The sequence below is a fragment of the Enterococcus sp. S22(2020) genome, from assembly GCF_020295385.1.
Lineage (GTDB): Bacteria > Bacillota > Bacilli > Lactobacillales > Enterococcaceae > Enterococcus_L > Enterococcus_L dunnyi.
In genome coordinates this window covers 525,060-548,052 of the sequence record NZ_JACFUD010000003.1, presented here as the reverse complement: position 1 = coordinate 548,052, position 22,993 = coordinate 525,060, and the positions used below count along the sequence as shown (strand labels likewise).

General features: G+C 35.6%; 17 protein-coding genes. 13 read left to right on the top strand and 4 right to left on the bottom strand.

Annotated elements, in window-relative coordinates; translation table 11 throughout:
* Positions 1-41 precede the first annotated feature (41 nt).
* The 3 genes from H3T55_RS08330 to H3T55_RS08320 form a co-directional block, all read right to left on the bottom strand.
* Complete coding sequence (locus tag H3T55_RS08330) at positions 42-476, bottom strand: universal stress protein (RefSeq protein ID WP_225534091.1); 435 nt, start codon at positions 474-476, stop codon at positions 42-44.
* Between the two features lie 127 nt (positions 477-603).
* Entirely contained in the window at positions 604-1,911 is a 1,308-nt protein-coding gene (locus H3T55_RS08325; protein ID WP_225534090.1) for a murein hydrolase activator EnvC family protein, read from the bottom strand.
* A 270-nt stretch (positions 1,912-2,181) separates the two neighbouring features.
* Positions 2,182-3,000, bottom strand: a complete 819-nt coding sequence (locus H3T55_RS08320; RefSeq protein ID WP_225534089.1) for a helix-turn-helix domain-containing protein — start codon at positions 2,998-3,000, stop codon at positions 2,182-2,184.
* 312 nt (positions 3,001-3,312) lie between these two features.
* Between H3T55_RS08320 and H3T55_RS08315 the strand changes: the two genes are divergently transcribed.
* The 3 genes from H3T55_RS08315 (at position 3,313) to H3T55_RS08305 (ending at position 6,540) form a co-directional block, all read left to right on the top strand.
* Positions 3,313-3,876 carry a hypothetical protein gene (locus H3T55_RS08315; protein ID WP_225534088.1) on the top strand — a complete coding sequence of 188 codons (564 nt, stop codon included), beginning with the start codon at positions 3,313-3,315 and terminating at the stop codon, positions 3,874-3,876.
* Positions 3,877-4,089: 213 nt separating this feature from the next.
* Complete coding sequence (locus H3T55_RS08310) at positions 4,090-5,568, top strand: helix-turn-helix domain-containing protein (protein WP_225534087.1); 1,479 nt, start codon at positions 4,090-4,092, stop codon at positions 5,566-5,568.
* A gap of 60 nt (positions 5,569-5,628) precedes the next feature.
* Entirely contained in the window at positions 5,629-6,540 is a 912-nt protein-coding gene (locus H3T55_RS08305; protein ID WP_225534086.1) for an aldo/keto reductase, read from the top strand.
* 127 nt (positions 6,541-6,667) lie between these two features.
* Here H3T55_RS08305 and H3T55_RS08300 read toward each other — a convergent pair whose 3' ends face one another.
* Positions 6,668-7,573 (bottom strand): helix-turn-helix domain-containing protein, encoded by a 906-nt coding sequence (locus H3T55_RS08300; protein ID WP_225534085.1) that lies wholly within the window; start codon positions 7,571-7,573, stop codon positions 6,668-6,670.
* Positions 7,574-8,298: 725 nt separating this feature from the next.
* Between H3T55_RS08300 and H3T55_RS08295 the strand changes: the two genes are divergently transcribed.
* From H3T55_RS08295 to H3T55_RS08250, 10 genes are all read left to right on the top strand, one after another.
* Positions 8,299-8,688 (top strand): hypothetical protein, encoded by a 390-nt coding sequence (locus H3T55_RS08295; protein ID WP_225534084.1) that lies wholly within the window; start codon positions 8,299-8,301, stop codon positions 8,686-8,688.
* A gap of 348 nt (positions 8,689-9,036) precedes the next feature.
* Positions 9,037-12,333 (top strand): VaFE repeat-containing surface-anchored protein, encoded by a 3,297-nt coding sequence (locus H3T55_RS08290; protein ID WP_225534083.1) that lies wholly within the window; start codon positions 9,037-9,039, stop codon positions 12,331-12,333.
* Between the two features lie 582 nt (positions 12,334-12,915).
* A complete protein-coding gene (gene polA / locus H3T55_RS08285) occupies positions 12,916-15,555 on the top strand; it encodes a DNA polymerase I (protein ID WP_225534082.1) in 2,640 nt (879 codons plus the stop codon).
* Positions 15,556-15,675: 120 nt separating this feature from the next.
* Complete coding sequence (mutM, locus tag H3T55_RS08280) at positions 15,676-16,512, top strand: DNA-formamidopyrimidine glycosylase (protein ID WP_225534081.1); 837 nt, start codon at positions 15,676-15,678, stop codon at positions 16,510-16,512.
* A 5-nt stretch (positions 16,513-16,517) separates the two neighbouring features.
* Positions 16,518-17,111 (top strand): dephospho-CoA kinase, encoded by a 594-nt coding sequence (coaE, locus tag H3T55_RS08275; protein ID WP_225534080.1) that lies wholly within the window; start codon positions 16,518-16,520, stop codon positions 17,109-17,111.
* A 265-nt stretch (positions 17,112-17,376) separates the two neighbouring features.
* The gene (locus tag H3T55_RS08270) at positions 17,377-18,606 is read left to right on the top strand and encodes a nucleotide sugar dehydrogenase (RefSeq protein WP_225534079.1); all 1,230 of its coding nucleotides are present in this window, start codon (positions 17,377-17,379) and stop codon (positions 18,604-18,606) included.
* A 22-nt stretch (positions 18,607-18,628) separates the two neighbouring features.
* A complete protein-coding gene (locus H3T55_RS08265) occupies positions 18,629-19,198 on the top strand; it encodes a pectate lyase-like adhesive domain-containing protein (RefSeq protein WP_225550136.1) in 570 nt (189 codons plus the stop codon).
* 34 nt (positions 19,199-19,232) lie between these two features.
* A complete protein-coding gene (locus H3T55_RS08260; protein ID WP_225534077.1) occupies positions 19,233-20,861 on the top strand; it encodes a glycosyltransferase in 1,629 nt (542 codons plus the stop codon).
* A 233-nt stretch (positions 20,862-21,094) separates the two neighbouring features.
* Complete coding sequence (nrdR, locus tag H3T55_RS08255; protein WP_087639921.1) at positions 21,095-21,580, top strand: transcriptional regulator NrdR; 486 nt, start codon at positions 21,095-21,097, stop codon at positions 21,578-21,580.
* 12 nt (positions 21,581-21,592) lie between these two features.
* A complete protein-coding gene (locus tag H3T55_RS08250) occupies positions 21,593-22,993 on the top strand; it encodes a replication initiation and membrane attachment family protein (RefSeq protein ID WP_225534076.1) in 1,401 nt (466 codons plus the stop codon).

Genomic DNA, 22,993 nt, shown 5'->3' with positions numbered 1-22,993 from the left:
AGGAGCGCTTATCAGCAGCTCCTACTTTTTTTACTTATTATTTATTTAACTACTAAAACATTACAAGGTGCATACTGTACAACATAGCTTGTAGTAGTACCGAGTTGATTTGCCTGAATCTGTCCTTTTCCTGTTGCTCCGACAACGATCAAATCAATGGATTGATTGGCGGGAACGATTGTTGCGATCGTTTCTTTAGGATTTCCGATTTCAACAAGAGGAATCACATCATGGACCTCTTGTTGTGTGGCATAATAGATATTTTTCAATAATTCTTTTTCGATCGCTTCTTTCTCTTCAGCTAAAACTTTTGAATATGCATAAGAGCTGTGGCTGATTGCATTTTCATCAACGACAGAAAGCAAGTATAAGGTGGCATTTTTTTCTTTAGCGATTGCAACCGCATGCTGCAAGGCTAACTCAGCATTTTTTGATCCATCAACAGCAACTAAAATATTTTTGTAGTCATTGATCATTTTACTCATCACCTTTCTTTATCTATCTTAATTATATCATGTTCTGTACAGGACTTTAAATAATTACATAAAATAAAAAGATAAGAAAATCAGGAACTTCCCAAAATTCTTATCTTTATATAATTGATTACAAACCTAGGAATGGGGCAGGATTTACAAAGCCACTCCATAAACCAGTAGAAATACTAAAGTGTAAATGGACTCCTGTTGAATTACCAGTTGTTCCCATACCACCTAATGTTTGTCCCGCACTAACACTTTGCCCAGCTGAAACGCTCAGACTGCTCATGTGTAGGTAGTAAGAATAGTAGCCATTATCATGTTTTATAACAACATGATTTCCAGCCATACCTCCGTAATTTGCTGTTACGACTTCACCGCCGCGTGAGGCCATGATTGGAGTGCCGCTAGCGCCCCCAAAGTCGATACCATCATGGAAAGAACCAGAAATCCCCGTAGGATCTTCTCTTCCGCCAAATCCACTTGTTACGATCATGCTTGCAACAGGAGAAGCCCAGCCGCCTGAAGAAGTCGGTGGCGTCACAACTTCTTGACTGTCGTTAGAGTCAGAAGGGGTCTCAACCGTACTAACTGTATTTGTATCCGGAACTGTTGTAGTGGTATTCTCTGAATCAGTTGTTTTTGAAGCTGCTGCAGCTTGCTGTTCTTTTGCTGCTAATTCTTTGGCTTGTTTCTCAGCGATTGCTTTTGCTTCCGCTTCTTTTTTCTTTTCTTCGGCGATCGCTTTTAATTGAGCGGCTTTTTTCTTTGCAGCTTCTTCTTTTTGTTTAACAAATTTATCTTTCTCTGCCTTTTCAGTAGCAAGGGCAGCTGAAATTTCATTGATTTTTACATTTTGCTCTAGCTTCGCTTCAGTCAATGCAGCTTCTTTTTCTTCAAGCTCAGCAGTTTTCTTTTCAAGCGTTTCTAATGTTTTAGTTAAAGAAACTTTCAATTTATCAAGTTCTTCTTTATCTTCTTTTTGAGCGGTCAAAATATCATTGTTCGCAGTGACCAATGTGTTTACTGCCAATGCTTTAGAAATAGCATCTGAAATCGACTCAGAATTTAGAATGACAGCTAGAACTGATTCTTGTTCATTATTTGTTTGGGTAACTCTTGCTTGAGCATTTAACTGGTCATTTCTTTTTTCGATCTTTGTTTCCAAAGTTGCGATATCTGTATTTAGTTTGTTCATTTCTTTTTCATGTTTTTGTTTTTCAGATAGCACAGATTGGTATTCATTTTCGATTGTTTCGATCTCAGTTTCTAGAGTAGCTAAATATTCTTTAGCGTCTTGTTCATTTTTTATGATTTCTTCTATTTTTTTCGTTTGGCTATCGATTTTTTGATCGATGTCTTCAGCAGATACGCTCATAGGCGCTGCATGGACTAACAATATAAATGAAAGTGTAAGTAATAATTTCTTCTTCAAAGTAACATCCTCGCTTTTTGATTTTCATATTTTAGAAATGGAACAAGAAGTGCTGCTCAAAAGACATCCAGCTACTAGTTTTGCACCACCATATATTCTTTGATAACACAAATAAAAGTATACCATAATCTACGAGGAATAATCCTTTAAGAACCATAAGATTAATAAAAAACGATGAAATTTAAAATCTGGAAATAAACTTATCATCTAATTGTAATATATGACATCTAGGTCTTTACAGTAACAAAAGTATATAGAAAGATCCTTAAATTACTTTCTATTGTGGTCAATGTAGAAGACATCCAAAAGTGCTAGAAGAGTATCCTTCTCCTGAGTATATCTCTTTTGAATTGTTTTATCAGGCAACTTCTTTTGACGTGTTTTTTTATCGGTAAATGCTGAATAATCCACGATTTTTACTTTATGAGGGTCATCATAGGCAATATCATTGGTCACTACATCAGATATGATAGAGAAAACTTGAGTAAGAGAAGGCAGAAGTTGATTTTTTTCAGCGCGCTCTAACAGATCAAATAATTGAAATAAAAGAATATCATTGATTTGCTTCTGACTCGATTTGTGAAATAAAGCATCGATCTTTGGTAGAAAATCTGTACGATATTGACGATCTTGTTCGATCCTATAGACCATAGGATCTTCTGAAATCACTAAATTACTTTTTTGTGAGAGCTTGATTTGATAAGTCGTTTCAAATAATTCTGGAAATAGCTCATGGGCAGTGGTCAAGATTTCTAAATCTTGCAAATAAGAAATTTTCTGTTTTGTTAATGTTTGCATCAGTAGTTGTAATTGATCTTTCTGAAGCGAAGCCTTTAATTTATTTTGAGACAGTAAACGAATCACATATTCTTCAAAGCTGCCGTAACGAATCCAATTTACTGTTGTATTGCCAAGAATAGCCAATTTTTCTAAACGTTCTTCTTTTGGCAGATTATTGCCTTTTTCCCAATTGTTTACTGTGCTGGCACTAGAATTTCCAACTAATTTTGAAAAACGTGCCATAGAATAATTATGCTGACAACGAATATCTTTGATTCGCTGTCCTGCTGCTTTTAAATCTATTTTCAAGATAGTACCTCCTGTTTTTTCTCTTTTCTACTATATCACTTTTTGAAGATTAATTGTAGTGTTTAATTGTCAATTTGTTGTTGATTTTTGTTCTTTTAAATGATAATCTGTTTTTATGCCGAAATAGTTTCATTCGTTTGGTGAAGGAGGTGAAAGCACGACATGCTATTGAGCTGATTTAGCTAATGTTTTTAGTTTATTCCTTTGTTTTAAAAACTGGTACATAAAATTATAATTGTCTATCTCAGCATTTTGTTTTTATTTATTTTTACCGAAATTTATTCATTATTTATAAAAAGGGGGAAGAAGAAAATGAAAAAAACGGCCAAATTGGAAGAACGTAAAAATTATTTATTGTATGAATTTTTGGAAAAATTGAATAGGGAAGTTCCTTTTCAAAATGACGGACGAAAACTAGAAGAAGCATTTGTTCAGCAGTACAAGATGATGGTAAACATGTCATTCAGTGCGAATATTTTATATAAAGGACTTGATTATGCTTCACAACTTTATAATCATATCGCTAAAATAGAATACACACGTTTGCATCAATTCATCATCCATCATCAGTTTGATCCTCAGCATACAGAAATATTATTAAAAAGAATCAAGAAGGCACACAATGAATTGGTTCAAAATTCTCCTAGAACAAAAAAATCTGAGGGCGTAGAAATATTTTATGGGTTCACCGGTGGAAACCGTAAAAAGTATAAAATGAACCGTAAAGCGATCACTCAAATGTATATTGTGATAAAAAAGGCGTCTGAACAAAACCGATTGAAATTTGTGCAAGAGTTATGGGACAGGGGCTACCAAAAATTGAAAATGAAAAAGGCAGCTATTTGTTGGCGACTAAAAAGTTATACATGGCGTTAAAGGAACTTCTTAATGAATAACATACGCATAAAAAGTCTTTTTATTTGCGCCTCAATAATGATTTTTCTAATTTGTGTACTCAAAAGTTTGATTATCTAATACAAAAACTGAAAAAAAAATGAAAAGCGATGAGTCCTGCGTAGTTTATCTATGTAGACTCATTTTTGTATGTAGAAGACATCAAAAACTAATTATTGGGGGAACACACAGGAGATGGATTACAAAGAACTTATTGATTACGATGCCAGAAAATTACTAGATCTTTTCTTATTACTTGCTTCTGCTGATGGCAAAGAAAAGTTGGAGATATTTTCAAGAAAATTATCTATAAATGCAAAAACGATTTTGCGTTACATAAAGAAGATAAAGCTTCTTATCAAACAATTTCAATTAGAGGCGGAGTTATCGATCAGTCGTAAATCCATAAATTACTATTATTTAAAAAAATCTAGTGATTATTATGTAGAAATATTTTTAACTAGATTTTTGTGTGAGCTCCCTGAAATTATTTTTTTGAAGGCAATAATAGACGATACAACTATTCAAACGAAAGAATTTTCAGAAAGACTTTCAATTAGTGAGTCCAGTTTAAGAAGACGAATAAAAAAAATCGATTTATGGTTACGCAAAAGTGGACTTTCTTTAAGAAGAGGCAGTTATCAACTTGTGGGAGATGAAGTACAAATCCGGGCATTTATTTTGCATTTTTATTGGCTTGTCTATCGAGGAACCATCGGCAGCTTTCTCTCATCTGAAATAGAATCTAGTGATAAATTAGCAGAAACGATCATTCATTTTTTTCAGATTAAAATCAACGATCTTCAGAAACTATCTTTTTCCCGCATGATCCAGATTGCATTATGGCGCGAAAGCAATGGCCATCAGATTCGTCAAAAAAGTGAGTGGTCTCCTTATTTAAAAGAAAGTGCCATTTTTTCAAATTTTGTTCAGACGATTGTAAAAGAAGGCTTCGCTAAAAAAATACCTCTGTCAGAATTTGCTTATCTGTATTTAATGATTCAGGCAAATTTTTTACCCTATTATGGTGCAAGTATGCAAGCCTTTATTATTGAAGAACATTTTTCGAAAAAGACCACCTGCTATTTAAATACGCTGATAGCAACAACTATATTTCGACAGATTTTTTGGGAGAAAAAGATCGAGCATTCCAAAGCAAGTGTGATAAGCTTTCTCTCTTTTCACTTACTTTATGAGTTAGTTTCTGATTTATCATTCGAGCGAAATCGTTCTGTCAACAAATTACAGGAAATGTACCCTAAGTTTCTGAAAAGGATTCATACGTGTGTTGATGAACTGATAGTAGAAATTCCAGTCTATAAAAAAGTGAAGAGAGAGTTACTTGTTCATCGCTACTTCACAATCTTATCGACACTTACATCACCGGTTTACAATGAAAAAAAGATCGTCATTTGTTTGATGACAGATTTCTCCATGGAAAAAGAATATGAATTAGGTAAGCGAATCACTGCTTTTTTTCAATACAAATATAATTTAGTCGTTATTTATGCTCGAACATCCAGTACGATCGGTTATGCAACGCTTATTTTAACGACCACGTACCACCAAAATTTATTTCATCAATGTGAAAGGCCAGTGATGCTAATTGATATTGAATTTTGTGAAAAACAGTTTTTTCAATTGGAAAAATACTTAAAAAAAGTGATTAGTTGAAGCCCTTTCATAGAGTTGTGGTACACTATAAAAGTAAAGACAAATTTAGGAGGTTTCACAGTGAAGAAAATTCAATTTGGAACAAGTGAGTTAGAAGCGGCATCGGTCATTCTTGGATGTATGAGGATGAATGGAGCAGAAAATCCTACAGAAGTAATTGAAACCGCATATGAGAATGGCATTGATTTTTTTGACCATGCGGATATTTACGGAGGAGGAGAATGTGAAACGATTTTTGGCAAAGCTCTAAGAGAATCCGCAATTAATAGAGAGGATATCATTATCCAAACAAAATGTGGGATCCGCAAAGGAATGTTTGACTTCTCAAAAGAACATATCGTTGCTTCTGTTGAAGGCAGTTTAAAGCGTTTGGGTGTGGATTATGTTGATGCTTTATTATTACATCGCCCTGACACTTTAGTAGAACCAGAAGAAGTTGCTGAAGCTTTTGATCAATTAGAATCTCAAGGAAAAGTAAAATATTTTGGTGTAAGTAATCAAAAACCAATGCAAATTGAATTGCTGAAAAAAACCGTCAAACAACCATTGCTGGCAAATCAGCTACAGTTTGGAATCAAGCATACTGGAATGATCGATCAAGGAATTCATGTCAATATGACTGATGAAGCAAGTATTGACAGAGATGGGAGTATTTTAGATTATTCTAGATTGAATCAAATGACGATCCAAGCGTGGTCTCCTTATCAATATGGATTTTTTGAAGGTGTTTTTCTTGGAAATGATAAATTCTCAGAGTTAAACCAAATACTGGATCGCATTGCCGAAAAGTATGGTTGCTCGTCAACTGGTTTAGCAACGTCTTGGATTTTAAGACACCCTGCGAATATGCAAGTGATTGCAGGAACGATGAATACTAAGCGTATCAAAGAAATAGCGCAAGCAGCTGATATCGTACTTTCAAGAGAAGAATGGTATGAGATTTATCGTGCTGCGGGGAATATTCTACCTTAAAATACAAGTTTTTCATATAATCTTCACAATGATTTAGTATGATTCTTTTTGTAAAGCAATTCTATTTTGTGTGTGAATAATATAAAAAGTCCATTCCGTGTGTGGGAATGGACTTTTTTGGCTAAAGTTACTTGCTTTGATTCGTTGGTAATGACGCTGTTTGCTGAAGTAGTGTTTTTATTTGTTCCTCTATTTTATCCGCAAGTGAGTGATCTTCCAATATTTTCATATAGTCTTTCAATACAAATAGTTTGGTCAAATAATAATTATTTTCAGTTTGTTTGTAATTTAAAATATCTGTATTCAAATGAAAATTGACTAAATAATAATGACTCGGAAAATAAAAAATGAATTCTTTTGTTTTCTTTAGTAATAGTTGAACAAAAAGATAGTCATTGTTATTTAAAGCAACAGAAGTCATTGTAGTCAGTGCCTGATGAAAAGCCTGTTGATATGCTTGAGTAAGTGAAAGGTAGTCAGAAAAATCATCAAGCTGTTCAATGATTTTCGAACCTGCATATTTAGCTGTTTTATATGTCAGAAAAGTACACATATCCGAAAACAATGTTAAATCGATGGTAGAAAAAAAGGTTAATCTGTTTATGTATGAATGCAATTGATTTAAATCAGATTCTGATATTCGTTCAATTTTTTCAACGTCGAGCTCATTCATCCTCTTTTTACAAAATAAGTAATCATGAAAATGTTTGATACTTTGTTCTTTCTTTTTTTCTAATGTGTCGTACAGTTTTTGAGGATAGTCATGTAAAAGATTTTCTCTTGTATATTCAGCACATTTTTTTCGATAAAATTCAGGAGTTTGACCGCCCATTTTTAAAAAGAGAAAATCATCGTAGCTTACATGCAAGCGCTCAAGCAACTCAACCAAGATCTGAACTTGTATACCGGTTTGATTTCGTTCTATCTTAGAATACGTATGCCTTGAAATGATTCCTTGACAGCACTCTAGTTGAGTAAGTTTTCGATAGGTGCGCAGTTGTTTTAATACTTCTCCATCTGATTTTGTTTTCATAGTAATCGCTCCTTTTTTATTGATTTCAAGAAAAGATTATAGCTGAACTATTAAAAAAAATTAATAAAAGAGTCGATATTTCGCTCAAAAAGACGAAAATAAATCGTTTTTGAGAAGGAGATAGTTAAAATTTGCGCTTTTTTCAATGACCGATGGTAACTTATTTTCAAAGGATTTATAATGAGAGAAATGGGAGTACAAATAAAATGAATGAAGAATGTGGTAAGCGTTGTTATTTATTACTAAAAGGAAGTTGATTTTAGTATCAAGGTTGAAATATAAAAATCAAAAAATAGTTGTTTTATTTTTAAAAGCATGTTAATTTAAAAGAGTATTGAAGTTTAACAAGAAGAAACTAATAAAAAAAATAGAGATGCGCTAGTATCACTCGCCAGGTTTCTCAGGCCTAGGTCAGCATAATACTAGTCCACAATAAAACAGCGTGTACTGATTTATGTGGAATGCACCCCTGTAGCTTACTGAAGCAAGCCACATTCTAGAGTATAGCAAAGTTTTCAGATTTTTGATAGAGAAAAAACAGCTTTTTATTTTTCTATCACTAGTAAGAATAAACTTTCGTTTTGTATTACTCGCATTTTGTTTGTGTGTTTATTTGAGCTAGGGCGCGTTACACTTAATAAGTGGCGCGCCCTAGCTTTTTTGCTATTAGTTTCTTCTTTTTAAGCTTTACTTAAAAATGAAAAAGCGTTGTTGGAGGTGTTAATTTGGCAAGGAAAGATTCTATAAAAATGACAAAGGAGGATATTATTTCCTCAGCTAAATCAATGAAGCTGTTTGGCCAATCTGTTCAATGGACTGTAAATCCGGAAAATCAAACGATCGAAAAACGTGTAATGTATTTTGAAGAAGGAAAAATGGGAAAGCAATATATGGTTGTTGAGTCGAAAATAATTGAAAACATTTATGAAGACGTTCATATGGTTTTTGATTGTAAAAAGACAATGATTGCTAAACGTTCAAAGCAAGGTGCAGCTCTTTTTTATACGGGTAAAGGTGATGTTTACAATAGTATTCTACAACGCCTAGCCTATAACCAAAAATTGAAGCTCAATGCTAAAGTATATCAAATGAGTAAAAATAGCGACAGAAATTGAATATCCGGTGAGTCCACCGCTTTCGTTATCAGTACAGCTTAGGGCGAAAGAGTAGAACCGAATGAGGTATTGCTGTGACATTGAGAGACTTTTCAAGTATTCTGCTCTCATAGAGTTTGAAGTTTCGATTGCTATAAACTTCACGATAGGACATGAGTTTTCTCACTCATTTTTTTAGGCAGGTTAAAATTTAGTTACTTTTATCGCCGACAAAGAATAGACAAGACTCAGGTAAGACGACAAAAAGGTCGTCTTTTTTTGTACCTAAAAGGAGGGACAGCAATGGAAATTCGATCACCGCCGAAGAAAGAAACAAGCATAAAATAAATGATTAAGTGGGGGAAAATAATGAAAATAAGACAACAGAAAATTCTTACATGGCTTGTTCTTTTCTTTATGCTAGCTTCAAATTTTATATCTGTGATACAGCCAATCACAGCTTATGCAGAAAATGGAATAGAAAACAGTTTAGTTGATGATGAACAGGTAGATCAATCAATCGACACTACAGACAGCCAAACGACCGAAACAAGCACTGAGGAACTAGAAACTCCAAATGAATTAGAAGCAGCGTTTCCAGAGCCAGTGATTGAAAAAGATTCGTTGCTTGAGGAAGAAAGCACTGAAGAAAATACGGAGCAAGAACGATCAGGTGCTGAATTAGCTGCAAGAGCAGATCCATATAGTGTAGAAGGCTTGACTGATGCAGAAATCATTGCTTTAGCTAATCATATGTACGGATCTTATGCTAGTGTAAATCCAACCTTTGAAGTTCATGTAACAAATGATCAAGGTGTTGTCCTCAATATACCTTTTGCGAGAGCTAGAGGCGTTGGATCAGTAGAAAAGCTGATACCAATGTCCTATTCAGTAAAATTAGATCAAACTTGGCTGATTATTGCCTTGCATGTTGAAAAGTTTAGAATAGATGGAGGTATTGCTTATTGTGTTCAGCCAGGAGTTGAGTTCGGCCAAGGTGAAGGTTATGTTCCGCATCCGTCAATAGGTTTGATCAATGAGAACCAAAAACAGATAATCAATAATATCATCAATTTTGGCTCCAATGGGAATGATTCTGATGAGTTATATATGGCGACACAGTTTTATATTTGGGAAGCTTTAGGATATACAGTTCAAAGTGATTTGGCTAATTATGCTGCCTACAAGAGTCAAATTGATGCTAGAGCAGACAATCATCGGACAAAACCTAGTTTTGATAATCAGGAAATCACGGTCAAAGCAGGTGAAACTGTACAATTGAATGATAGTAAAAATGTGTTCAATTATTATCATGAGATCAGAAACGACGGAAATACAAGTGTGTCAAAAGATGGAAACACATTGAAGATCACTCCGTCTATAAACTCTAATGATGGAGAGATCGTTTTTCAAAGAAATTCTCCTGTTTCTGGTGTTCAATATTTTTGGGTGAAAGAAAATGCTCAAACGATGACAACAGCCGGTGAAGCTCAACCAACACAAACTAAAATTCGCGTCAAGGTCGTTAAGACTGGTTCGGCAGCGGCTCAAAAACTTGATGAAGAGGGCAACCCGCTTGCAGATGCTGTTTTCAGATTTGAATATGATGGGATAGTTGAAGAGCGAACAACAGGTGAGGATGGCTTGGTCAAGCTTGATGACATTTTAATGGGGACAAGTGTAACGATCACAGAAATTCGTGCTCCTGAAGGTCGTGTTATCGATAACATTCCACAAACAGTCGTGATCGAGCCCGGACAAACGATTACAAAAACATTCACGAATCGTTGGGCTCAACAACCAATCAAATTGATCAAACGGGAAAAGGATGCGAATCGACCGTTAAAAGATGTCCCATTTGCTTTGTACAAGCTGACTGGTGTGACAAAAACGCTGATTGGTGAATATAAAACAGATGCCAATGGAGAAATAAACATCGAACGACTTTTATATAATAGGGATGGTTACCGATTTGTTGAATTAGAACCGCTGCATGGCTTTTTACCAAACACAACAGAATATGATTTCAACGTTACGGTAGAAAACGATGGGAAATTAATAGAGCTCATCGTTGATAATGAGCCCAATCCAGTAGTGCTCAATACAACTGCGACTGGAAAAAATGGGGAAAAATTTGTTGATCCGACAAAAGAAATCGAATTAGAAGATACGATTCACTATAAATGGCTATTTGCTGGAAGAACCTATCAGTGCACTGCGAAAATCGTCGATCAAGAGACAGGCGAAGTTCTTGAAACACTTCAAGGATCATTTGTTCCGCCAGCATATGAAGGTTTTTATGTGGTAAAAACGACTGTAGATGGAAATAAATATCGTGGAAAAAAACTTGTTTTCTATGAATACATCTATGACACCGTAAGTAAAAAAGAAGTGGCCAAACATGAAGATATCAATGATGAAGGACAATCGATAAAAGTCAATGATCCTAAAATAACTACAAAAGCACAGGGAGAAGATGGCAGGCAACAATTTAACCCCTTAACAAAAGTTCCGGTCAAAGAAACCGCTTCATTTACTGATCTTGTTGTCGGACATAAATACACAACGACTGTTCAGGCTTATAGATTAAATGATAATACGCCATATGATGATGCTTTGGAAACGAAAACATTCATTGCAACAAGCCCGACGATGGAAGTGACATTTGATTTTATTTTAGATGGCAAAGACCTACAAGGGAATGGACTTGTCTTTACTGAAAAACTTTTTTACGAAAATGAAGAAGTAGCCAATCATGAAGATTTAGAGAATGAAGATCAAACCGTTTCATTTACTGATCCTGAGATTTCTACAAAAGCTCATGGAAAAGATAAACAACAGAAATTTGACCCGTTAGCGAAAATACCAATTAAAGAAACCGCTGTTTTTACTGACCTAATTATTGGTGATGAGTATAAAGTAATTGTTCAAGGATACCGCTTATCGACGGGGGAGCCTTACGAAAAAGTAAGGGCAGAAGCTGTATTTACAGCAACAGAAGCAAAAATGAGCTACAGTTTTGATTTTGTTTTAAGTGGAAAAGAATTAGCTGGTGATGGCATCGTATTTACTGAAAAATTATTGTTCAACGATGAAGTCATTGCAGAACACAATGATTTGACGAATAAAAAACAAACGATTCAATTTACCGATCCCAAGATCACGACTTTGGCTCAAGGGAAAAACGGAGAGAAAATCTTAGTCCCAGCACAAAATACAACAATTCAGGAAACAGCTAAGATTACAGGCTTGATCATTGGACATAAGTATACTGTAAATGTGAATGGGCATCGCTTATCAGACGGAAGAGTCATTGACGAATTAACGAAGCAAAAAACGTTTATTGCAGAAAAAACAGAGATCACACTTTCATTTGAGTATCAGGTCGATGGTCAATTATTTAGTAATGACGGGATCGTATTTACAGAGACTTTACTGACTGAAAATGAAGTGATAGCTGAGCATTTAGATTTAGAGAATGAGAAGCAAACAGTACGCTTCAAACCACTAGTTAATAATACAAGTACTTTGCCAGCAACTTCTGGTCCGAGGTCATCATTACCGAGCACAGGAGAAAATGGATCAGAAAACCTAGCTCTATTTGCTTTATTCATGTTGATTCTATGCGTGATCCTTCAATTAGAACGTCGAAAAAAATTAAGATAGAATAAGAAATGAATATCTAAAAGCTGATGAACGATCACAGCTTCCATAAGTTGAAAAAATCTATTCTGAAAATTTTCAGACATCTACAATGAGACAAAGCCAAAAGTAATTGATTCAAAGAAGGAGAGCGGGACAAAACTAAACATCTGTTTTGTTTCGCTCTCTACACTTAAAAAAACGCGAGAAAAAGCAGCTACTACTTTTGATATAGTGATTTTTCTTAGTGATATTAGAGAGAAAAATCAGTCTTCCCCAAAAATAATGATACATGTAGAAAAGATGCATCAAAAAATAGTAGTTAAGAAGAAGGATTTTATCGAAGAAAAGTTACATTTTAGAAATCTTTCATTCACATTTTATTCATAACTTCCTTGTATTATTTAACTATCGAAACAAAACAAAAAAAAGTGTGTGTTTGTTTCATTTGTGTGAATCCTAATGTTCCGCTCTGAATGTGTGCAGAGCGGTTTTTTTGTGCTTTAAATTTGAATGTGCTCTTTCCTTTCTTCTCTACTGCAAAGTTTTAAGATTTTTGTTAGAATAGAGAAGGACACCAGTTTGCTGAAGATGAGGAGAAATAGAATGACAAAAAAGAAGTTATTATTAGTAGATGGGAATAGTGTAGCGTTTCGAGCGTTTTATGCTGTTCAAAATTTTGAGTCATTTAAAACAAAAAATGGCTTACATACAAATGCGATTCTTTTTTTCAACAATATGTTGGATAATATCATGCAAAAAGAAGAGCCGAGCCACGTCTTGATTGCTTTTGATGCGGGAAAGACGACCTTCCGCCATGCTTTTTTTGATGACTATAAAGCTGGTCGAGCTAAAACTCCAGGTGAGTTTAAAGAACAAATGCCTTATATTCGCGAGCTGATCGATGCTTTGGGGATACAACATTATGAATTGCCGGAATACGAAGCAGATGACATTATTGGAACTCTTGCACGTCGTGTGGAAGCAGATGATTTTGAAGTAGTTGTTGTCTCTGGGGATAAAGATTTAACGCAATTGGCTGATAAGAATATCAGGGTAGAGGTGACTACAAAAGGTGTTAGTGAATTAGTCACTTATACACCAGAGTTTATTAAAGAAAAATATGGTTTGACTCCTTTGCAAATAATCGATATGAAAGGTCTTGCAGGAGACAGTTCAGATAATATACCCGGGGTCACGAGGGTAGGAGAAAAAACAGCAATCAAGTTACTGGCAGAGTACGGTTCGGTGGAAGGCTTATACGAGCATATCGATGAGTTAAAACCAAGTAAGATGAAAGAAAACTTGATTAATGATAAAGAACAGGCCTTTTTAAGTAAAAAGCTTGCAACGATCGATGTCAATGCACCGATCGATATTTCTATCGACAGTTTAGTTTATAATGGAAAAAATTTAGACAAATTAGTTCCTTTCTATCGTGAGATGGAGTTTAAACAACATTTAAGTAAATTGGACATTGAAGAAGAAGCCGTTGATTTAGCGGATGTTCATTTTGATGTAGTTGACACATTTACAAAGGAAATGTTTACGGAAGATATGGCTTTGTATGTAGAAATGATGGAAGATAATTATCATACATCGCCGATCGTCGGAGTAGCGTGGGGAACAAAGAAAAAGATTTATACAACAAACAATTTAGCTCTTTTTGAAAGTCAGCCCTTTATCGACTGGCTATTGTCAGATAAATATCAGAAAGTCGTATATGATGCGAAACGTACGTATGTAGCACTTAATCGTTATGTTGGCAAAACAAAGGGCATCAAGTTTGATGTATTATTGGCGGCATATCTGTTGGATACAAATGACAATAGTGCGGATATCGAAGGCGTTGCGCAATATTACGGATATGGTGACATTCGATCAGATGAAGCGATCTATGGAAAAGGGGCTAAAAAAGGCTTACCGGAAGATGAAGAAGTATTCTTTAGTCACTTGGCAAGAAAAGTCAATGCGATCCATTTTCTGACAGAAAAGCTGGATCATGAATTAGCTGAAAAAAATCAATCAGATCTGTTTTACAAAATGGAATTACCGTTGTCCCGTATTTTAGCTGATATGGAAATTACTGGAATCAGAGTGGATGCGCAGCGGTTGAAAGATATGCGTATCGAATTTTCAGATCGTTTACGTGAAATCGAACAAAAAATCTATGCTGAAGCGGGTGAAGAATTCAACTTGAATTCGCCAAAACAATTAGGAGTGATCCTATTTGAAAAAATGGGCTTGCCAGTCATCAAGAAGACGAAAACAGGCTATTCTACAGCTGTGGATGTTTTGGAGCAATTGAAGGAACAGGCACCGATCGTCGAAGATATTCTAGTGTACCGTCAAATCGCTAAAATCCAATCGACCTATGTAGAAGGTTTGCTCAAAGTGATCCAGCCTGACGATAAGATTCATACTCGTTACGTGCAGACTTTGACACAAACCGGGCGTTTAAGTTCGATCGATCCCAATCTACAAAATATTCCGATCCGTTTGGATGAAGGTAGAAAAATTCGTCAGGCATTTGTTCCAAGAGAAAAAGATTGGCGTATTTTCTCTTCAGATTATTCACAAATTGAATTGCGGGTATTGGCGCATATCTCAGACGATCAACATCTAAAAGAAGCCTTTATTGAAGGACAGGATATCCATTCTAGTACGGCGATGCGGGTGTTTGGAATTGAAAAAGCAGAGGATGTAACGCCAAACATGCGACGTCAAGCAAAAGCAGTGAATTTTGGAATTGTTTATGGGATCAGTGATTATGGCTTGTCTCAAAATCTTGGAATCACTAGAAAGCAAGCACAGGAGTATATTGATACATACTTTGAAAAGTATCCAGGTGTTAAAAAATATATGGAAGAAATCGTTCGTGATGCAAAAGATAAAGGATTTGTTGAAACGTTGTATCATCGACGCCGTTATTTGCCTGATATCAATTCACGAAACTTTAATTTGCGATCATTTGCTGAACGGACAGCTATCAATACACCGATTCAAGGAAGTGCTGCGGATATTTTGAAAATTGCAATGATCGAAATGGATCAACGCTTAAAAGAAGAAAAAATGCAGGCGACTATGCTGCTTCAAGTACACGATGAACTCGTTTTTGAAGTTCCTGAAACAGAGCTTGAAAAACTAAACACTTTAGTCAAAGACGTTATGGAAAATGCAGTTGCCCTTCATGTACCTCTGATCACAGATAGTAGCTGGGGCAAAACATGGTATGAAGCAAAATAATAAATAAATTAAAAAGAGACTGGTTGATCGGTTGGTTCAGAGAATGCTTAATGCGGAAGATAAGCCTATCTGTTTCACTGCCATTATCATCAGTCTCTTTCCGCTAAGGAGAGATGGAAAATGCCTGAACTACCAGAAGTTGAAACGGTTCGAAAAGGGTTGGAAAAATTAGTCATCGGAAAAACGATACAAGAAGTTACGATTTTATGGCCGAGAATCATTGAAGCACCTGAAGCAGAGATTTTTGCTTTAAAACTTGTTGGTCAACGTCTAGAAAAAATGGAACGACGAGGAAAATATTTGCTATTTAAGTTTACTGATTATGATATGATCTCTCATTTACGTATGGAGGGAAAATACGAAACACACGATAGCGCAGATGCAGTGGATAAGCATACTCATGTAATATTTAAGTTTACGGATGGCACAGAACTTCGTTATTTAGATGTTCGTAAGTTTGGACGAATGACGCTGGTTGAAAAAGATCAGGGGATAAATTATAAAAGTATTCTAGCACTAGGCCCGGAACCAGTTCCAACTGAGTTCAAATTGAAATCATTTCGTGAAGGTCTAAAAAAACATCACAAGGCAATCAAACCTTTGCTTTTAGATCAACGTTTAGTAACTGGATTAGGGAACATCTATGTTGATGAAGCATTGTGGGAGGCCCAAATCCACCCAGAACAACCCGCGGATTCGTTAAATGGCAAAGAAGTAAGTCAGCTTTATTATGCGATCATCGATGTTTTAGGCCGAGCTGTTGAAGCTGGCGGGACAACGATTCGCAGCTATTTAAATGCATTAGGAGAAGCTGGGACCTTTCAAGTTTCATTAAATGTATATGGTCAGACGAATCAGCCTTGTCCAAGATGCGGCACACCAATAAAAAAGATCAAAGTCGCTCAAAGAGGCACTCATTTTTGTCCGAAATGTCAAACACTGAAAGTGAGGAGCTAGGATAGATGGGAATGATATTAGGATTAACTGGAGGGATCGCTACAGGCAAGAGCACAGTCGTTGAGATTTTTAAAGATGAAGGTTTTCCTATTGTGGATGCGGATATAATCGCAAGAGAAATAGTTGAGCCGGGGACTCCCGGACTTCAAGCGGTCGTTGATGCATTTGGTTCTGAACTATTGTTTGCTGATGGTTCCTTAAATAGAAAAAAACTGGGAAAGATCATTTTCTCAGATAAGCAAAAGAGAGAGCGATTGAATCAAGTACTGTCACCGTTTTTAAGAGAAGCTATCTTAACGGATATCGCTCGGAAGAAAAATCTTTCATCCTTAGTTATTGTCGATATTCCTTTGCTTTATGAAGGAGGCTATGATGCGGTTGTCGACCAAGTCGCAGTGGTTTACATTCCAGAAGAGCTACAATTATCTCGTTTAATGAAGAGAGATGACCTTTCAGCTTTGGAGGCTGAACAAAGAATCGATAGTCAAATGCCGATCGAAGAGAAAAAAAATCGGGCAGATATCATTTTTGATAATCAAAAAACAACGGAAGAGACAAAAAAACAAGTCAAGAAATGGCTTTCAAAAAATATTTTTTGATTATATAGAATTAGTGTTATATAGTTATTTTATTTATGTTGATAGAGAGTGCTAGTTAATTTCAAAATAGCGATGTGAAAATAAAAAATCACATTGCTATTTTTGCGTTTTCATGAGGTTTAATTCGATTTATTAGTATTTAGGGAATAATTATATAGTTAATTTTAAATAACTAAATGTTTTAAAAATATATAGACAATTATATTTGATTTGTGTTATCTTACGTAAAAGAAAAATGAAAAAAATAAACATAGGGGAATTAAGGATGAAAAAAGAAATAGTTGTGATCGGCTTAGGTTACGTAGGATTACCGAGTGTTATGAATCATGTAGAAAATGGTCATCGGGTAATTGGATTTGACATTGACCAAAGGAAGATTGATTCACTGAATCGAGGTGTCAGCTATCTTGATACAATGTCAAACGAATCGATTACTGAGATGTTAAAAAAGGAAACAGTTTTTACAGCTGACGAACAAATGCTGAAGGATAGAGATGTTTACATTATTGATGTGCCAACGCCGATTGACGATCATAAAATTCCTGATTTGAGTTATGTGAAATCCGCAGTAAGTCTGATTGAAGATAAAGTGAAAGTAGGATCATTGATTATTTTAGAAAGTACTACTTATCCAGGGACGACAGAAGAATATCTGGTAGAAAAGTTTGCTGCAAAAGGCTACAACATAGGTACTGATTTGTACATAGCGTATTCTCCTGAACGAATCGATCCAGGAAATACAGAATCTTTAAGTGCGAAAATCCCAAGGATCGTAGCGGGATATACTAAAAACTGTCTTGCACAGGTAAAAGCGTTATACGGAGATCATGTATCAGCGGTTTCAAGCTTAAAAATAGCAGAACTTGCAAAGATTTATGAAAATACATTTAGACTAGTCAACATTGCTTTAGCAGATGAGCTGCAAAAAATCACGGATAATTTAGGAATCAGTGTAGGAGAAGTGCTGGAGGCAGCAGCAACCAAGCCGTTTGGATTTATGAAGTTTACACCAAATTTAGGGATCGGTGGCCATTGTATTCCAGTTGACCCATATTATCTTACTTGGTTGATGGAAAAAAGAGGAATCGATACTCCCTTGATCAGTACAGCAGGCCAAATCAATGATTCAATGCTCGACTATCATTTACATAAGATCAATGACTATCTCGTTGAACAAGGGGAAAAACTTGAAGAACTGAAAGTTGCGATCTTGGGAGTAACCTATAAGAAAAATGTAGCAGATATCCGGATGTCATCAGTTCGTAGATTGATGGATAAATTAGGAAAAATGACCGAACACATCGTCGCTTATGACGATGTCTTGCATGCTTACTACACCAAAGAGGATGAGAAGATATGCTGTTTAGAGAACAATTACCATGAACTTACTTCTTTTGATTTAGTGATCTATGCTGTGGATCATGAACGTTATGAAGAAAACAAGCCAAAGATCATTGAAAATAGCCGTCTTTTTTACGATTTGACGACAGTCTAAATGATTGAAATCTGGATAAGAAATGGGTGAGGTGATTGAAATGTCCAGAAAGAGTAAGCGTAAAGAACAACAGGTTATTGAGAATCGACGCTCAAAAAAATTACTAAAAACTGTGCTGGCCCCATTGCTTTTACTCTTATCTATACCAGCTCTTGTTTTTGGGGTACATCTAGTTAAACAAGCGCCTAAAAAAACGACGAAAGAAAGTCAACCCACTCAACTAGTGATAAAGGAAAAAAAATATGCTGAGGTTTCTTCATGGTCCGAGCTGGTCGAGGCTTTATCAAACACGCATATAAGTGAAATCGATCTAAAGAAAGATATCAAGTTCCCCCAAACGGAAGAAGAACTGACAACAGAAAATCGAATAACGGTTCAAAAAGAAAAAATCTTTCATTTTGATAAGACTAAAAAGAAGCAGCAGCGTCGTTCTATTTTGCTGCTCAACTTTCCTGAAAAAAGTTTTGATCGATCTGTGGTGATTCAAGGGGAAGGCAAGAGCATCTATTTAGGTAAAGTTGAATTGAACCTTCCAGCAGGTTTGGAGCTAGATTTTAAAGATGTGGCTCTTTTAAGAGCATATCACTATTGATTGGGTTTACTGATTGTTTAGAAAGGATGTTTCAATGAAAAAAAGTCTTTTTTTCTTGCTTGAGGTAACTGGTAAATCTCTGTTATTTTTAATTCCTGTTTTTTCTATCGGTTACATTATTTTTTATGAGCTCACTCATTTTAATGATCAGACGATCGAGCAGTTTATTTTATCCGGAAAATTACCAATGACAGCCTTTTTTCTTGTCGTTCTATTCGTTTTGATCATTCATTTTACGTTTAATAATCAGAAAAAAAGAGTCCTTAAAGATTCTGGGATCACTCCAAAAATTAGACGGTATAAAATTGGTTATTGGTCAATAAAACGAAAAACCGGAAAAGAACAGATCTTGTTTAAAAAAAGCACGAGCATGCTATTTATCACTGTCGTTGCGACGCTCATTTTAGGTATTATCTGGTTTGGGTATCGACTTTCAGATGGTTCCCGTCACTCTTTGAGTGGTATTGCTCCATTTTTTACGATGAGTGGAGGTGTGGCGCTTGCAACACTCGTTTTGAGTGCTTTATATACGCCTTATACAAGTGATGGTGCTAAAGAACGAAACGTTCATATCCTGATGCCCATATATAATGAACCGGTTGGAAATATCGAGAATGCTTTTCGTTCTATTTTGAATCAAACAGTAAAACCTTATTCTTTCGTTGCAGTAGATGATGGCAGTCAACTAGTTGATTATGCTGAACTTTCTGCTAAATACCAACGGATTTTTGCCGAAAAAGATATTCAGTTTCAATTTTTGACTCAGAAAAACAGTGGGAAGCGGGCAGCTCAGTTACTGGCCTACCGCTCGTTGAATATCACTGATTTTCATAATGAACTTATTTTAACTGTGGATAGTGATACTGTTTTTGAAAAGCATGCAATCGAGCAAGGTATTATCCCTTTTGAAGACGAGCAAGTTTATTCTGTTGCTGGAGTCATTGTTACACGGAATATTACAGATAATATCCTAACGATCATTACGGATCTATTGGTTGTTGGACATATGGTACTGATAGAACGATCGATGAATTCGATGTTTGGCAGTGTAGCAGTTAACAGCGGACCGATCGCTTTTTATCGTGCGGAAGTTCTGAATTTAGCCGAAACTCTTGGGTATGAAAATGAACGATTTGGCCATGCAAGAGTGGAGTTTTCAGATGATAGTTTTTTGACGATGGCTGCTCTTTTATTAGGGAGAGCAGTTGCTCAGTCAACCGCAGTTTCTTATACTGAGTTACCAAATAAACTTAGCCATCATGTTCGGCAACACCTTCGTTGGAGCAGAGGAAGCTTTATTAGAGGCTTTTGGCGTCTGTCCCTTTTTCCGATCAATAGCTTTGTGTTTTTTAGGCAAGCTTTTGGCTGGGCAATGTTTGCTTCGATGATTGTGATCAAGCTGCAATTATTGTATTGGCTGATTTTCGTGATGACAGATATTCCATTTTTGCTTTTAGCTCCATTAGCCTTTAGTGCCGTTTATTCGTTATCATATATTTCGATTCCAAGAAATGACTTGGCTAAAAGAGACAAGTGGATCGTATTTTGTGCGTTTCCCTTTACCGTATTATGGATGGTTTTTGTTCTTTCACCTGTGCGAATTTGGGGATACATTACTCATAAAAACACTGGCTGGGGGACGAGAAATAAAATAGAGCTATAACTTTTAAATCATACAACTGTAACAAACCATGTAAGGAAGAGTTTCTTCGCGTGGTTTGTTATTTTATTTCACGATGGATAATTGTTATTAAATAAAACTCATACTATAAGAAAAAATTAATAGAGATAGATAGTTAATGTCTGGTTTCTCAGCCATTTCATGTTATAATACGAGTAGTAAACAACGATTATACGAAATAATAGATAATAATAGAGATAAATGAGGTGAATATTATGCGTTGTCCAAGATGTCATCATAATAATTCTCGAGTCATTGATAGCCGTCAAGCAGATGACGGGCGTGCGATTCGTCGTCGTAGAGAGTGCGAAAATTGTAACTACCGTTTTACAACCTTTGAACGGATCGAAGCGGCGCCATTGCTAGTGATCAAAAAGAATGGTGATCGAGAAGAATTTAATAGAGAAAAGATTTTGCGTGGGTTGATTCGTTCAGCTGAAAAAAGACCTGTTGCAATGGAACAAATGGAGCAAATTGTTGATAATGTTGAAAATCGAGTACGTAGTTTAGGGGAAAATGAAGTTTCGACCACTTTAGTTGGTGAATACGTGATGGAAGATCTTGTAAATCTGGATGAGATTGCTTATATTCGATTTGCGAGTGTTTATCGTCAATTTAAAGACATGAGTGTCTTTTTGAAAGAATTACAAGGAATCGTTGATAAAGCTAAGTCGTCAAATAATGATGCAACCAATAAATAAGGAGGTCTTTCCTTGAAAAGTAATTGGAAAGAAGTCCAACCAAAGAGCATTTTTCAAGTCGGTATAAGTACACCGTTATCTGATCAAGAGCGGGAAGTATTGACGCTTTTGTATCAGCCGATCATTGGTTCAGATGCCTTCAGTTTGTATACGACACTTTTGTCGGAAATAGAGACTAGTGGTACGAGTGAATCACTGTTTCATGCTGAATTGATCACGATGATGAATAAGAGTATCAAGCAAATTCTAGACGCAAGAAAAAAATTAGAAGGAATAGGACTTTTAGATACGTTTGTCAAAAGCGATCCTGAGTTAGGCACTATTTTTTTCTATCGATTGAATCACCCGGAAACTGTTGAGCGCTTTTTCAAAGATGAAGTTTTGACATTGACTCTTTTGAATACGGTCGGTCAAAGAAAGCTGGATAAGCTATTTGCTCGTTTTAAGCCAAACTTTTTCTCGTTAGCTGGTTATGAAGAGATTTCAGCAAGTTTTAAGGATGTCTATTTATTTAAAGAAGAACAGATAGTTGCTCAAAATAGGCAATTACAACAGATTGAAGCGTCGTTTAAGGATCCTCGTCCTGCTAAAAAAATCAGTGCTGTAAATGAGTCGTTTGACTGGGCCTATTTTATTCAGGGAATCGAGCGTTTAGGTATAAAACTGCCGGATAATAAGGATGGATTTAAGGAAGAAGTTTTTATTTTTCATAATTTGTTTGGCATCACAGAATTGGATATGGTCGATTTTTGTTCAAAATCATTTGATTATTATACGGGTAAGATCGATACTAAGGATTTTAAACGTGCGGTTTATAGAACATACGACCCTGACAAGCAACAAAGAAAGAGTGAAGTCGTCCAAAATGAACAGGCAGATCTTTCAGAAGCGGATCAGCAAACCTATCGATATAATTCATTGAAAATGTCTGGTTTTTCAGAAATGGATATTCAAATGATCATGGATAGTGAAAATAACTTCCCGTTGAATTACTTAGAGGCCTTAAAAAATAGCAAAGGCGGGTATACAACACCGCAAGAGCGCTCTTTAGTGAAATATCTAGTTTCAAAATCTGGCTTACCGAATAGTGTGATCAATATTTTGATCAATTATGTATACAATATTCAAAAGCAGCCTACGCTAAAGGCAGACTATGTAAATCGAATTGCCAATGAATGGGCTCAAAGCGAAATCGTTTCACCGGAGAAAGCCATCGAACATGTTCGTGAAATAGCTCAAAAAAGTAAGACAAATCAAAGTAAGCCCCGTTATCCACAAAATAATCGAGTTATTCGTCAGGAAACATTGCCTGACTGGGTAGACAATCCAGTGGAGGAAAAGAAATTATCTCCCGAAAGACAAGCCGAGCTTGAAAGGGAGCTTCGAGAATTATTAAAAGAAGAAGGTGATTAA